Raw genomic sequence first — 15,160 nt, 5'->3', positions numbered from 1 at the left:
GAAAAATATGCCATACATTATTGATGTTTATGCACGCGAAGTACTTGATTCCCGCGGGAATCCAACGATTGAAGTAGAGGTTTTCACTGAGACTGGAGCTTTTGGCCGTGCAATCGTGCCAAGCGGAGCTTCTACTGGAGAGCATGAAGCAGTTGAACTTCGTGACGGGGAAAAAGACCGTTACCTTGGAAAAGGTGTTCTAAAAGCTGTTGAAAACGTAAATGAAGTAATCGCTCCTGAACTAATCGGCATGGACGTTACTGATCAGGCTGGAATCGACCGTCTTATGATCGATCTTGACGGTACAGAAAACAAAGGCAAATTGGGCGCAAATGCAATCCTTGGCGTATCAATGGCAGCAGCTCATGCGGCAGCTGATTATGTAGGCCTTCCATTGTACCGCTACCTTGGCGGATTCAATGCGAAGCAATTGCCGACTCCAATGATGAACATCATCAATGGCGGTTCTCACGCTGATAACAACGTTGACTTCCAGGAGTTCATGATTCTTCCTGTTGGCGCTCCAACGTTTAAAGAAGCAATCCGCATGGGTGCAGAAGTATTCCATGCCCTGAAATCTGTTCTTAAAGGCAAAGGCCTTAACACAGCTGTTGGAGACGAAGGCGGCTTTGCTCCAGACCTTGGTTCTAACCGTGAAGCTCTGGAAGTGATTATCGAAGCAATCCGCAATGCCGGCTATGAGCCAGGTAAAGATATTCTTCTTGGAATGGACGTTGCTTCTTCCGAATTCTTCAACAAAGAATCAGGCAAGTATGACTTGACTGGCGAAGGACGCACAGGACTAAGCTCTGCTGAAATGGTAGACTTCTACGAAGAGCTTGTAAACGAATTCCCAATCATTTCTATTGAAGACGGTTTGGATGAAAACGACTGGGAAGGCCACAAGCTTCTAACTGACCGTATCGGCAGCAGAGTACAGCTTGTTGGTGATGACTTGTTCGTAACAAACACGAAAAAGCTTGCTGAAGGTATTGAAAAAGGAATCGCAAACTCAATTCTTATCAAAGTAAACCAAATTGGTACTTTGACTGAAACGTTCGAAGCAATCGAAATGGCGAAGCGTGCAGGCTACACTGCAGTTGTATCCCACCGTTCAGGTGAAACAGAAGATGCTACAATTGCTGACATCGCTGTTGCAACAAACGCCGGCCAAATCAAAACAGGTTCTTTGAGCCGTACAGACCGTATTGCTAAATACAACCAGCTTCTTCGCATCGAAGACGAGCTTGGCGCATTGGCAGTATATGATGGCCTGAAGTCTCTATACAACTTGAAAAAGTAAGCTGGCTCTTCAGCCGGGGAATAGATCCCCCGGCTGTTTTTAAATTCTGCACTATAGATTCATGAGACAATTCTGTTTACGTTTACTAGTTTTCTTTTGCCGCAGTTGATGACAATTGTCTATTTATGTGATAAATTAAAAATAATGCTATTCGTATTCAGGAGGTGTCACAATGCATACTGCTCTTATAACTTTGCTTCTTATCACATGTATTGCTCTTATTGTCGTTGTCTTATTGCAATCGGGAAAAAGTGCCGGTTTGTCCGGAGCGATTTCCGGAGGTGCCGAGCAGCTTTTCGGAAAACAAAAGGCGCGCGGAATGGACTTGGTCCTTCACCGGATTACGATTGTTCTTTCCGTGATTTTCTTTGTGTTGACGATCGCTGTTTCCTACTTTGCTTTATAAAATAAATGTGTAAAAAGGTCTGATTTCATCAGGCCTTTTTTGTTCGGAAAAAATGCCTTCCTGCATGTGCAAGTGTTTTCTTCTCAGCACTTTAAAAGCGGAGAAATCCTGTGCCTGCTTGGTTAGGTTTTGTTGATTAAACGTTTGTTTACAACCGTTTTTGCTTTGCAGGAGCATGCATCAGAGCAGCTTTCTGCTCCAGGATACAAAGCGGGGGAGAGTGGAAAACAGTCGCTGTTAAACAGGATTTTTGAAAATTCAGCTTCACTTTGCTTAAATAGATTTAACACTGTTGACAGAAACTAATTTACAAAGATAAAAAGGAGTTTTTCAATATGAAGAAAGTACTGCCAAAACCATTTACTTTTAAAGGAGGGGAGAAAGCAGTTCTGCTGCTTCACGGATTTACGGGTAACACTGCCGATGTCAGGATGCTTGCACGCTACTTAAATGAAAGAGGCTATACATGTCATGCCCCTCAGTACAAAGGCCATGGCGTGCCGCCGGAAGAACTGGTGCACACAGGCCCGGAAGACTGGTGGAGCGATGTGATGGAGGGCTACAATACGCTCAAGGAGATGGGTTACTCCGATATAGCGGTGGGCGGATTATCTCTTGGAGGGGTTTTTTCCTTGAAATTAGGTTACACTGTCCCTGTAAAGGGTATTGTGCCAATGTGCGCTCCAATGTACATAAAAAGCGAGGAAGTCATGTATAAGGGTGTTCTTGACTATGCCCGCAATTATAAAAAGTTTGAAGGCAAATCACCAGAAGAAATTGAAGAAGAAATGAAGGAATTCGAAAAAACACCGATGAATACGCTGAGAGCTCTTCAAGGGCTGATATCAGACGTGCGCAGCAATGTAGATATGATTTATTCTCCAACTTTTGTGGTTCAGGCACGTCATGACCACATGATTAATACAGATAGTGCAAATATTATTTATAACGAAGTAGAAACTGAGCAAAAGAAGATCAAATGGTTCGAGGAATCCGGGCATGTCATCACGCTTGATAAAGAGCGTGAACAGCTTCACGAGGATGTTTATGAATTTCTGGAAAGCCTTGATTGGTAATTTGCTGAAGGAGAGTGTTTATGGATAACGAAAAAGCAATACAGGATCACATTTCCAAGCTGCTTGCATTTATGGAAGAGGAAGCTTATAAGCCTCTGACAGTTCAGGAACTTGAACAGGCATTTGGAATAGAGGATTCTGCAGAGTTCAAAGAATTTGTTAAAGCGCTTGTTGTGATGGAAGAAAAGGGACTGATTGTCCGGACGAGAAGCAACCGTTATGGACTGCCTCATAAAATGAACCTTGTCCGCGGTAAAGTGTCTGGGCATGCAAAAGGATTTGCATTTGTAGATCCGGGCCAGCCCGACATGAAGGACATCTTTATTCCGCCGAATGAGCTGAATAATGCCATGCATGGTGATACTGTCCTTGTCAGGCTGAGCACTGAAACCTCCGGCACCCGCCAGGAAGGCACCGTTATCCGCATTTTGGAGCGGGGTGTGGAACAAATTGTCGGGACATATACGGAAAGTAAGCACTTTGGTTTTGTCATAGCTGATGACAAGAAGATAGCCAATGATATTTTCATTCCGAAAAACGGCTCTAATGGGGCAGTGGAAGGCCATAAAGTAATCGTGAAGCTTACAACGTATCCTGAAGGAAAAAAGAGCGCTGAAGGTGAAGTTGTCCAGATTCTTGGCCATAAAAATGATCCTGGTGTGGATATTCTGTCGATCATCCATAACCATGGTCTGCCTCAGGCTTTCCCGGAGGAAGCACTTCAGCAGGCGCAAGATGTAAATGATGTGATAGAAGAGTCTGATATCGGAAGTGACAGGCGGGATTTGAGAGATCAGGTTATCGTTACAATTGACGGTGAGGACGCGAAGGACCTTGATGATGCTGTAACGGTCACAAGGCTTGAAAACGGCAATTACAAACTGGGCGTGCATATTGCTGATGTCACCCATTATGTTACTGAAGGGTCGCCTATAGATATGGAAGCGCGGGAAAGAGGGACAAGTGTCTACCTGGTGGACAGGGTAATCCCAATGATTCCGCATCGTTTGTCAAATGGGATCTGCTCTCTTAATCCAAAGGTAAACCGCTTTACACTTTCCTGTGAAATGGAAATTGATGAAAAAGGCGAAGTGGTCAAGCATGAAATTTTCCAAAGTGTGATTAAGACAACGGAAAGAATGACCTATTCTGCTGTGAATAAAATTCTTGCTGATAAAGATGAAGAAACGAGAAAGAAATACAAAGAATTGGTTCCAATGTTTGAACAGATGGGAGAGCTTGCCCAAATTCTGCGGAGCAAGCGGATGACCAGGGGAGCCATCGATTTTGATTTTAAAGAGGCAAAGGTTCTGGTCAATGAAGAAGGCGCGCCGTACGAAGTGGTTCTGCGCGAACGGTCCGTGGCAGAGAGGCTGATTGAGGAATTTATGCTTCTCGCCAATGAAACAGTTGCGGAGCATTTTCACTGGATGAATGTGCCGTTTATTTACCGCATCCATGAAGATCCGAATGAAGAGAAGCTGCAGAGATTTCTGGACTTTATCACAAACTTCGGATACGTTGTCAGGGGAACTGCAAACGCCATTCATCCCCGCGCTCTGCAAAGCATTATAGAAGAAGTTTCAGGAAAACCGGAAGAGATCATCGTTTCAACGGTTATGCTCCGGTCCATGAAGCAGGCGAAGTATTTTGAAGAAAGCCTCGGCCACTTTGGGCTTGCAACAGAATACTATACTCACTTTACATCGCCTATCCGCCGCTACCCTGATTTAATTGTGCATAGATTAATTCGAACGTACCTGATTGAAGGCCAGGCGGCAAATGAAAAAACTAAGGCAAAATGGGCAGACAAGCTTCCTGGTATCGCTGAGCATTCCTCCAATATGGAGAGACGTGCGGTTGAGGCTGAGCGTGATACTGATGAGCTTAAAAAGGCAGAATACATGCTGGACAAAGTCGGCGAGGAATATGACGGAATTATCAGCTCTGTAACAAACTTCGGAATGTTTGTGGAGCTGCCAAATACCATCGAGGGGCTTGTCCATGTAAGCTACATGACGGATGACTATTACCGCTATGACGAGCGCAGCTATGCCATGATCGGCGAGCGGACCAGCAACGTGTACAGAATTGGTGATGAAATTACGGTCAGAGTTGTAAAAGTAGACAAGGATGAAAGAGCTGTTGACTTTGAAATTGTTGGGATGAAGGGCACGCGGAGAAGGCCTGAAAAGGACCGTCCGACCATCATTAAAACAAGGAGCAGCGAAGGCAGCAAAGGCCGTAACGGAGGACAAAGAGGCGGCAAAAACGATTCTGATAAAGGCGAATGGTCCAATAAACCGCCAAGAAAGAAAAAGAAGAAAAAATCGTTTGAGAATGCACCTAAAGCAAAACGTAAAAAGAAAAGGTAAACTGAAGGAAGCCGGCTTCTGGCTTCCTTTCTTTTCTTTAGCGTAAAAATTTGATAAAATTGTAACTATCGCTAAACCGAACGTTTCAAGGAGAGGATGCAAGATGCCAAAAGGGACAGGAAAAGTGGTGGCGCAAAATAAGAAAGCCAACCACGACTATTTTATAGAAGAAACATATGAGACTGGAGTTGTGCTGCAAGGGACGGAAATTAAGTCCATCCGTGCCGGCCGTATTAACCTGAAGGACTCCTACGCAAGGGTTGAAAAGGGAGAGGTTTTTCTTCACAATGCCCACATCAGTCCTTATGAACAAGGGAACAGGCATAATCATGAACCCTTGCGAACAAGAAAGCTGCTGATGCACCGCAGGGAAATTAATAAATTGATTGGCTTTACAAAGGAAGAAGGCTATTCCCTTGTGCCCTTAAAGGTCTATCTAAAGAATGGCTTTGCCAAGGTTTTGCTCGGGCTTGGCAAGGGTAAAAAGAAATACGACAAAAGGGAAGATCTCAAAAAGAAAGAAGCAAGCAGAGATATTGAACGTGCATTCCGCGATCGCCAAAAGGATTACTGATTCCCGGGGAGGATTGGTACCGCATGGTATTTCTATATTTTGGACTGGCTTCCATATTTCTGGCTGCCGCATGCAAGGTATATGAAGTGGACAAATCTTGAATATATGCTATAATAGGATATGTGATTGATACGGATCACAGCACTTAGCTCACTATTCTCCGTACCCTTTATATCATGGGGACGTTACGGATTCGACAGGGGTAGTTCGAGCTTGAGTTGCGAGCCGAGGGGATCGGCCTCGACAAAACGTCAAAGCCAATAATAACTGGCAAATCTAACAACAACTTCGCTTTAGCTGCTTAATAACAGTCTATAGCGGTTCCTCCCTCCATCGCCCATGTGGTAGGGTAAGGGACTCACTTTAAGTGGGCTACGCCTGATTTCGCCGTCTGAGGATGAAGGAAGAGACTAATCAGACTAGCTGCCTGGACGCCTGTCGGGAGGCATAAAGTGCAGCGAACTGGGAATATTCCGACTACGCTCGTAGACGCTTAAGTCACGATATTTCTGGACGTGGGTTCGACTCCCACCGTCTCCACCAATACATACTTGGTGGTTTTCTATTGTAATCTAACTTAAAGCCTAAGCTGCCAACCTGGCGTGTTAATGCTTTAATAATATTTCTTAATGAAGAATTCCTAGGGAATTCTTTTTTTTATAGTAAAAATTACCAAAATTTGTGATACTATTTTATTAAGAGAAGTCAGGAGGGGTACTATGCGCAGCGAGGAAATTTCAATTGCTTTGCAGGAAAATCCCAACTATATCCCAGCAGTTTTGGCTTAAACAAAAATAAAGAACCGCAGGAATCTACGGGGATAGCTTGGTCCTAAAGAGAAACCTCTGTTGGCAAAGAAAAAGGCTGACAAGTTCGCTCTGTCAACTAAAGGGTGTGAAGAGACGGGTAGTTCAATTGGGGGTAAGTCAAATGAAACGTCTGCTAATTATAATACCTATATGCTTCTTATTATGTATAAGTTTTTCACCTTTTACTGCCAGTGCTGAGGAGGTAGATCAAATAAAGAATTTAATTTCAAAAGAAGTGCAAAAAGGAAAAATTCCAGGAGTATCAGTTGTAGTAATTAAAAATGGAAAAGTACTTCTCATGGATAGCTATAACAATCCCTCCTACAAAAGTAGTATTAATAGAAAAACGAAGTTTGAAATAGCATCTAATTCTAAAGCCTTCACAGGATTAGGAATGATGAAGCTGGTAGAACAAGGTGAAATAGACTTGGATGATAATGTAAAACAGTATATTCCCTGGTTGCAGTTTGTATATAAGGACAAACCAGTAGATATCTTGGTTAAAGATTTTCTATATCATACAAGTGGTATTCCAGCAAATTCTGTAGCCAACATCCCAATAACTAACAAAAAGAATGGTCTTGAGCAAACGATAAGAAAGTTAAACGGTATGAATTTAAACAGTTTACCCGGAGTGCAGTTTGAATATGCTACCTTTAATTATGATGTTTTGGGGTTGATTATTGAGCGTGTAAGTGGAGAAGCTTATGCTGATTACATGAAAGAAGAGATTTTTAAACCTCTGGATTTGAATCATACCTCAATCAATATTTTAACTCCTGAAGAAAACACACAAGGTTATAAACGAGGTTTTTTTACAAGTATCAAATATAATGCTCCAACCTATTCTGGAAATATTCCTGCAGGATATATTTCTTCAAACATAATAGATATGTCTAAATGGCTTCAGATTCAATTACATCATACTAAATCGGATATGAGTAATATAATAAATGGAGCTAATGATAAAAGCAGCTTTATAGATGGAACACTTAACTATTCCAGCGGGTGGATGATTCATAAAAAAAATAATGATTTCTTTCACGAAGGAAACAACCCGAATTATTCATCTTTCATACTTTTTAATAAAGAGAAGAACTTTGGGGTAGCGGTTCTTGCTAACAGTAATTCTGTGTATACCAGCAGGATTGCTTATCGTATTCAAAATTTATTATATTCTACCAAAACGGAGTTGCCTTCTTATGATTACAATACAGCTATAGATACGTTTTCAACTATAACAATGATCATTTCATTGGCTTTTAGTCTTTTTTTAGTATTTAAATTACAAATGTTATATAAAAATGGCTATAAAATAAAGGACCGAAAATTAAAATATTCTCTACTGATTCTTTGTATACTCTTCCTTTCTATAGAAATCAGTTTAATTATTTTAGCTCCAAAGCTATTGATGGGGTACAATTGGAAGTTCCTTGTTGTGTGGATGCCATTCAGCTTTTTACCAGCTGTAATTTGTTCTGGAATATTGATCCTTATGCTTAATTTGTTTGGGTTTTTCTTTCTATTTTTCAAAAAAGGTGATATCAATGGGAGTAACAATATTCTACAATAATGCATAGAGAGGCTTCGCTTATTATTATTTGTAATTTACAAATAAAATACTTGCATGATGCAAATACTTACTCTATTCTTGAAGAGACAATAGATGAAGGAAAAGGGAAGTGAGTATGTTGGAAAACAACCGGGAGTTATTTCAAGTAATGGTAAGGAGACTGGGACTACTGAATAAAAACTGCTGTACAGTCGGAGCTGTCAATCTTTCGCTTGTACAGAGCCACATTCTTTATGAAGCGGGCAGAAGAGAATCTTCTTCCATTCAGGACATTGCGGATGCATTGGGAACAGATATTACAACATTCAGCCGCCAAGTTCAAGGACTGGTGAAACTGGGGCTTCTGGAAAAGCAACAATCAGAGAAGGATAAGCGGGTTTATCATCTTAGCTTAACTCCGGAAGGAAAGGACATATCAGCTTCTGTAGATGAACAAATGAACGGTTATCTGGAAGAGGTTTTCTCTTATATGAATACAAGCGAAAGGGAACAGGTGGTGGATTCGATCAAGCTGCTGAATACAGCAATGTCTAAAAGTGCAATGTGCTGCCGGCCTGTGCAGTAAAGGCTGCTATGCAGCGAAGTAATACTTGCGAAATGCAAATATTGGAGTTGGTAATAGTGTGGGAAGAAGTGATTTATAAATTTTTAGGAATAGCATTGGAGCTGGCATTGCTGTTTATGGTCATCTCGTTTTTTATCCATCTTCTCCAAATGTTACTGCCATATGAGAGGATTCAGGCTTTATTAAAGGAGAGCAGCCTGGTCAAAAGCGGGTGTTTGGCATTCATTTTCGCTTTCGTCACGCCCTTTTGCTCCTGTTCGACAATTCCTATTATCGTAAACCTGCTGAATAATCGTGTGCGTTTCGGCATTGTCATGGTGTTTTTATTCTCCTCTCCAATTCTGAATCCAGTCATACTAACGTTGATGACAGCATTATTGGGTTGGAAGGTCGCTTTGTTTTACACAGTTATTACTTCTTTATTGTCACTTTTGATTGGTTTTACTCTGGAAGCTCTAGGGTTTGAGAGAGAGGTGAAAAAGGTGCTCATCAATCATGACAATGAAAAAACAAAGGGAGTAAATGTAAAAGGAGCTTTTTTAGAAACCATTAAGATGATGAAACATGTATTTCCATTTATTCTGATTGGCGCTGCCATTGGGGGAATTCTGCATGGTGCCGTTCCGACAGATTTCATTACGCAGCATTTCGGAGGAGAGAGATGGTGGCTTGTGCCGATTGCAGCAGTTGCCGGCATTCCTCTGTACATCCGGTTGTCCTCCATGATACCGATTACGCATGTGATGGTTGCAAAGGGGATGGTGCTTGGTCCTGTGATGGCTTTGATGATTAGTTCTGCGGGTGCCAGCCTGCCGGAATTGGCATTGTTAAGCAGCATCTTTAAAGTAAAGCTTATGATGGTATTTGTTATCTCTGTTATTTCCATGGCAACAATTTCAGGGTTTTTATTTTACATTATATAGGAGGTGAAAAGGATGGTATCCTTTTGGAAAATGCTGTTTTCAAAAGAAGGGAAGGAATGCTGTAAAGTGGTTATTGAGGAAATAAAGACGGCATCTGTCAAAACAGAGTCATCAAGGGAGGGGGAGAAAAGGTGAATTGATTTATAAAGAGTTCACATTTTAGCACTGGAACAAGTAAAAGAGATTTTTAACAAAATCTGCAACCTTAAAAAAAAGAGCCCGGAATGGTAGGAATGGAAGTCAGGGCATAATTCATCGGCCTTATGAAGGACATTTCTGATGCTTTTTCACTGAGTTTAGTCCTTCATCCAATGGACAACCTGAACTTGGAAAGTGCTTGCTCTGACTCTAAAAAGAGTTGGAGTTAAAGTACTAAGAACATAACTGCTGATTGAAGCGGAGGGAGGGTGCTTGACTCCTGGAGGCTCACCGCCCGCCCCCCGGAAAGCAAGCACCCGTAGCGGAAATCAGCCTTTTTCCCAACATTCCTGAACAAAAAAGGCAGCGAGAAGGGCTCCTCACTACCAATTGTCGACAAACTAAAAGACCCACAGCAGTTGAGCTTTTCTTTATTTTGCAGCACCCTCTTCTCTCCAGAATTGAAGAGTGTCATACAGGGAGATTAAATGAAAATGTGGGTTTTCATCCTAAGCTCTTGAGCTTTTTAGATATATTGACAGCCGGCTTTCCTATTTAATCTGAATTTTCGGACCCCTGGTTAGCTACGGTTTCTTTCCTCGTTAAACCCAAAAAAGGATGTGCAGTAGTCATTGCTTTCTGCACATCCTATTTCTGCTATTCTGTTTCATTCACCAGCCGGATCCGGCTGTTGAAAATTTGGTTTCTGTTTCGAAAAACAAAGTGGTTATTTGAAAAGTCGATAAGGAGTTCTCCGTCAAATCTGTCCTCAAAGTTCTTTTCAACAATAAATGTGCGGCCGCCTGCCGTTATTTTCTCTTCAAGGCTGCTGTCAGCATCTCTATTCGGTATTGCTTTCATTTCATATACATTGTTGACGATATCGCAGCTGCCTTTATCAAATGGAATGTGAATGACTGAATGTCCGGGCAGTTTCTCAAATTGATTCTTTGCACTTTCGGTGATTTCAATCATGCTGAATGCCTCCTTATTGTAACCCTTTATAATAGTAAATTCCCATTCACAACAAATTTCACACCTTTGCAGGCTGATAGTAAGCCTGTTTTTTTCTTTTGATTTTGCATTTAGCAGGAGCATTTTTTTGCTGCCCACACCTCAACGGTTAATGGATTACTCTTCTTACAAGATAAGATCTCATTGCTTCTAGTTATTAGTATATGCTCCGCTATCAGGCCATTGAATTTTATGTATATCTCCTGGCTTGGGTGAATTGCCGTTGCTTATCCATTCCCACCGAATACCATACTAAAGGGCTTGCTGAAGACTGCTGCTAATGTTTTCTACAACCATTGCTAATCAGGCTGTTATGTAAAGTTAGTAGAGCTGCCTATAGCAAGACAGCGGGATAAGCATATTGTAACAGCAGAGGAAGAAGGGGACTGGTTGTAGAGAGAGGAGTGGGAACTTGAAGATCATGACCATTTTGGGCACCAGACCTGAAATTATCCGTTTAAGTCTTATTGTGAAAAAGCTCGATATGTTTGCAGAGAAGCATGTGCTGGTTCATACAGGTCAGAACTTTACTAAGTCGCTGAGCAAAGTCTTTTTTGAACAGCTGCAGCTGAGAGATCCGGATTACATGCTGTCTGAAAAGCAGCAGACCTTCGGAGAGCAGCTGTCGCGAATGTATAAGGAACTAGAACCGATTCTGCTCAATGAGAAGCCTGATAAAGTGCTGGTACTCGGTGATACAAACAGCGGTCTCAGTGCAATTTTGGCTGAGCGGATGGGAATTCCCGTCTTTCACATGGAGGCAGGAAACAGATGCTTTGATCTGGAGGTACCAGAGGAGAAAAACAGGCGGGTAATTGATGCCATTTCGACGATTAACCTTCCGTATACTCCCCAAAGCAGAGAAAATCTCCTTCGAGAAGGAATTCCCGCTGACCGTATCGTTGTTTCAGGAAATCCAATCTGGGAGGTCTTGACGCATTATCAGGATCAAATTTCACAAAGTGCAATACTCAAAGACCTTAAACTAAAAAAACAAAATTATCTCCTGGTGACGATTCATCGAGCGGAGAATGTGGACCATGAAAGCCGGTTAACTGAAATACTCAACGGTTTAAATCTCACAGCAAAAAAATATAAGAAACGGATCATCTGCAGCCTGCATCCCAGGACAGAGTCGAAGCTGAAGCACCATGCTGCAGACATCCATCCTCTTGTAGAGTTTCACGCTCCTTTTGGATTTTTTGATTTTGTAAAGCTTGAACAAAATGCTTTTTGTGTGCTGACTGACAGCGGGACGGTTCAGGAAGAGTGCTGCCTGTTTCATGTACCGACTGTTACTGTCAGAAAAACCACGGAAAGGCCTGAGACACTGGAATGCGGAAGCAATGTGCTGTCAGGAATAGATGCGGAACAGATCGTCCGTTGTGTAGAGGTAATGGAAACTCAGCAAAAAAACTGGAGTATACCAGCCGGTTATAACTGTCTGGATGTATCAGATAAAGTATTGAAAATCATTATGGGAGGCATGAATGGTGTTAAAAAATAAAACCATTTTGGTAACAGGCGGAACAGGCTCTTGGGGATATGAACTAGTAAGGCAGCTGATAGGATACAGCCCGAAGGAAATACGTATTTTCTCAAGAAATGAATCCAGCCAGTTTACGATGAAACAGGAGTTTGACAACAATCCGCTGTTAAACTTCATTATTGGAGATATTAAAGATCTTGATGCTTTAATGGAGGCCACCCAGGGCGTCGATTATATTTTCCATCTTGCGGCCTTGAAGCATGTGCCGGTTTGCGAAGCTCAGCCAATGGAAGCTTTAAAGACAAATGTAAATGGAACAAAGAATATCATTGATTCAGCGATCGCAAACAAAGTGGATACAGTTGTGAATGTTTCAACAGACAAAGCTTCAGATCCTTCCAATTTTTACGGCTTTTCAAAGGCAATGGCTGAAAGATTGATTATTCATGCAAACACGCTGAATACAGATACTCGATTTGTCTGTATTAGAGGCGGGAATGTGCTGGGAACAAACGGCAGCGTAATTCATGTTTTCCGTAAGTCAATTCAGGAAAAGGGCAGAATCGGCATTACAGACTTGGAAATGACAAGGTTTTTCCTTACTTTAGAAGATGCGATTAAACTTGTGTTTAAGGCAACGTTTGAAAGCATCGGCGGAGAAACATTTGTCATGAAAATGCCAACTTGTAAGATTCTCGATCTGGCACAAGTGCTGATTGAAGAATCGGGAGTAGAAAAAGTAGAAATAGATGTAACAGGCAAAAGGCAGGGAGAAAAAATTCATGAACTGCTAATCTCAAAATTTGAAAGTGAAACATCAATCGAATTTGACGAGGAGTATTTCATCATCCTTCCTTCTTTGCATATACCTGGATTGAATGAGTTTTATAGTAAATACGATAAAGTCCAGCTGACAAACTATGATTCCAGTACCGGTTTAATGACCAAAGACGAAATCCGTGAAATGCTGAAGAAAGGCGGATTTATTAAATGAAACTCTTGATCCTTGGTGGTAAAGGAATGGCGGGGCATATCGCTGCGGCATATTTCGGAAAACTCTCCGAATACCAGGTCTTTTATACATCAAGGGACCCCCAGGATCAAAATGGAATTTTCCTTGAGGTAACAGATGTAAACAGCCTTGAAAAAATCATCGACATTATTAAGCCGCACATCATTATTAACTGTATTGGAATTCTCAACGACCATGCAGCAAAAGATCCCATGCTTGCTCTGCAAGTTAACAGCCTCCTGCCGCACCAGCTTGTAAAGCTTGCTGACAGGCAGGGAGCCAGGGTTGTGCATATCAGCACGGATTGTGTTTTTCTGGGAACAAAGGGGAGCTATACTGAGAATGATCTTCCTGATGGCATTTCAGAATATGCAAGATCTAAAAGATGGGGAGAATTTATCAGTGATAAGCACCTGACCGTGAGAACTTCCATTATCGGTCCTGAGCTGAAAACGAACGGAATCGGATTATTTCAATGGTTTATGAAGCAGTCAGGTGAAATCAAGGGTTTTAAGAGAGCACTTTGGAATGGCGTCACTACTTTAGAGCTTGCAAAAGCCATTCATTACTTTATTGAAAATAATGTGACGGGTCTTTATCATCTTGGAATGGAAGATAAAATTTCCAAATATGATCTATTACATTTGATTGGGCAAGTGTTTGGAAAAGGTGATGTGCAAATTGAGCCGGACGAGGATTTTGTGCTGGACCGGACGATTAAAAATACCAGAACAGACTTTGTGTACCGCCTGCCGAGCTATCAAGTCATGCTGGAAGAATTGAGAGATTGGATGAAACAGCAATGACAAGAATGATGATAACCGGAGCATCCGGATTTACCGGCCTTCATGCATGCCGGCATTTTTCAGAAAAGGGCTATCTGGTTTCTGCTGTCTGCAGAAAGCGCAATCCAGCCCTATCATTCTCAGGTACTTCTTCTGAGATAGCCGACTTAACAAATCAACAAGAAGTGGAAGCTCTTATCAGCAGAGTGCAGCCGGACTATCTCCTGCATCTTGCTGGCCAGAACCATGTAGGCATATCGTGGGAGGATCCAGTTGGAGCCTTGGAAGCAAATCTTATGTCCACAGTGTACCTCCTGGAAGCTCTCAGAAAAAAACAGCAGCATTGTAAAGTAATCATAGCAGGTTCAGCTCTTCAATACGATCCCGCAAATCTTTCTTCACTCTCCCATCCTTACAGTTTTAGCAAGACCCTTCAGTCAATTGCTGCACAGTCTTGGCACAAGCTTTATCATCTGCCGGTTATCATTGCAAAACCTTCGAATTTGATAGGTCCTGGCAAATCCAGCGGTGTCTGCGCTGTTTTTTCCAGGTATATTGCAGAGATGGAATGCGGAGGCAGAGACAAACAGCTGGAGCTTTCAAGCAGGTCGGTTTACAGGGACTTTGTAGATGTGAGAGATGCTGTTCATGCCTATGAGATTCTCCTTACTAGCGGAACCTCGGGGGAAACCTATGATATTGCCAGCGGAATCATGAGGTCTCTTGGAGAGGCGGCAGATGCATTAAGGAAACATAGCAAGGCAGACTTTCATGTTCTTGAAAAAAACTCAAATTATGTAGAGAAACCTGAGGCGATTACTTCCGAAAGGCTGAGGGACTTAGGCTGGGAACCCACATACTCTTTTGAAACCTCTTTATATGACACCCTTCAATTCTGGAGGGAAGAGGGTTGTGCACAATGAGAAAGAAAGCTCCACTGCTGTGGAGCTCAGGCTGTCGAGAAACTCTCGACAGTCTTTTATTTTTTTTCTTTTACTTTCCCAATTCACCGCGTTAATTTGGTATAATATAGGTAATAACTCTAGGATGGTGAATGGGATGTTTAAACCAAAAAGAGAATCACAAAATGAAGCGGAATTTGTTTTTATTGAAGACTT

General features: G+C 41.9%; 14 protein-coding genes and 1 other RNA gene. 14 read left to right on the top strand and 1 reads right to left on the bottom strand.

The features are described 5' to 3' along the window. The first annotated feature begins 7 nt into the window (after positions 1-7). From eno to GJU40_RS09195, 9 genes are all read left to right on the top strand, one after another. Entirely contained in the window at positions 8-1,303 is a 1,296-nt protein-coding gene (gene eno / locus GJU40_RS09240) for a phosphopyruvate hydratase (RefSeq protein ID WP_154307477.1), read from the top strand. Between the two features lie 172 nt (positions 1,304-1,475). Continuing rightward, positions 1,476-1,709: a preprotein translocase subunit SecG gene (gene secG, locus GJU40_RS09235; protein ID WP_154307476.1), complete on the top strand. Its 234-nt coding sequence runs from the start codon at positions 1,476-1,478 to the stop codon at positions 1,707-1,709. Positions 1,710-2,044: 335 nt separating this feature from the next. Beyond that, complete coding sequence (locus GJU40_RS09225) at positions 2,045-2,785, top strand: alpha/beta hydrolase (RefSeq protein ID WP_154307474.1); 741 nt, start codon at positions 2,045-2,047, stop codon at positions 2,783-2,785. A gap of 20 nt (positions 2,786-2,805) precedes the next feature. Beyond that, the gene (rnr, locus tag GJU40_RS09220; protein WP_154307473.1) at positions 2,806-5,160 is read left to right on the top strand and encodes a ribonuclease R; all 2,355 of its coding nucleotides are present in this window, start codon (positions 2,806-2,808) and stop codon (positions 5,158-5,160) included. 103 nt (positions 5,161-5,263) lie between these two features. Next, complete coding sequence (gene smpB / locus GJU40_RS09215; RefSeq protein ID WP_154307472.1) at positions 5,264-5,734, top strand: SsrA-binding protein SmpB; 471 nt, start codon at positions 5,264-5,266, stop codon at positions 5,732-5,734. 178 nt (positions 5,735-5,912) lie between these two features. After that, positions 5,913-6,277, top strand: a transfer-messenger RNA (tmRNA) gene (gene ssrA, locus GJU40_RS09210). 387 nt (positions 6,278-6,664) lie between these two features. Further along, positions 6,665-8,116, top strand: a complete 1,452-nt coding sequence (locus GJU40_RS09205) for a serine hydrolase domain-containing protein (protein WP_154307471.1) — start codon at positions 6,665-6,667, stop codon at positions 8,114-8,116. 118 nt (positions 8,117-8,234) lie between these two features. Next, positions 8,235-8,681 carry a MarR family winged helix-turn-helix transcriptional regulator gene (locus tag GJU40_RS09200; RefSeq protein WP_154307530.1) on the top strand — a complete coding sequence of 149 codons (447 nt, stop codon included), beginning with the start codon at positions 8,235-8,237 and terminating at the stop codon, positions 8,679-8,681. A gap of 56 nt (positions 8,682-8,737) precedes the next feature. Beyond that, a complete protein-coding gene (locus GJU40_RS09195) occupies positions 8,738-9,604 on the top strand; it encodes a permease (RefSeq protein ID WP_343031486.1) in 867 nt (288 codons plus the stop codon). Between the two features lie 795 nt (positions 9,605-10,399). On the opposite strand, the gene GJU40_RS09190 is transcribed toward GJU40_RS09195, so the two are convergent. Continuing rightward, entirely contained in the window at positions 10,400-10,717 is a 318-nt protein-coding gene (locus tag GJU40_RS09190; protein WP_170289367.1) for an iron-sulfur cluster biosynthesis family protein, read from the bottom strand. Between the two features lie 451 nt (positions 10,718-11,168). On the opposite strand from GJU40_RS09190, the gene wecB reads away from it, so the two are divergent. The 5 genes from wecB to GJU40_RS20830 all read left to right on the top strand — a co-directional run. After that, entirely contained in the window at positions 11,169-12,263 is a 1,095-nt protein-coding gene (gene wecB / locus GJU40_RS09185) for a non-hydrolyzing UDP-N-acetylglucosamine 2-epimerase (RefSeq protein WP_154307468.1), read from the top strand. Beyond that, positions 12,250-13,239, top strand: coding sequence for a polysaccharide biosynthesis protein (locus GJU40_RS09180; RefSeq protein WP_343031494.1), 990 nt, complete (start codon positions 12,250-12,252; stop codon positions 13,237-13,239). The genes wecB and GJU40_RS09180 overlap by 14 nt, the downstream gene beginning before the upstream one ends. Continuing rightward, a complete protein-coding gene (locus tag GJU40_RS09175; protein ID WP_154307466.1) occupies positions 13,236-14,063 on the top strand; it encodes a dTDP-4-dehydrorhamnose reductase family protein in 828 nt (275 codons plus the stop codon). The genes GJU40_RS09180 and GJU40_RS09175 overlap by 4 nt, the downstream gene beginning before the upstream one ends. Beyond that, a complete protein-coding gene (locus GJU40_RS09170) occupies positions 14,060-14,965 on the top strand; it encodes an NAD-dependent epimerase/dehydratase family protein (protein ID WP_154307465.1) in 906 nt (301 codons plus the stop codon). Before GJU40_RS09175 ends, GJU40_RS09170 begins: the two co-directional genes overlap by 4 nt. Then, positions 14,955-15,160: hypothetical protein (locus GJU40_RS20830; protein ID WP_212029813.1), on the top strand; the 206-nt coding region annotated here is incomplete at its 3' end. The genes GJU40_RS09170 and GJU40_RS20830, both read left to right, overlap by 11 nt.

This window comes from Metabacillus lacus, from assembly GCF_009674805.1.
Lineage (GTDB): Bacteria > Bacillota > Bacilli > Bacillales > Bacillaceae > Metabacillus_C > Metabacillus_C lacus.
The sequence above is the reverse complement of the archived record's forward strand: the minus strand, read 5'-3'. Positions and strand labels throughout refer to the sequence as shown.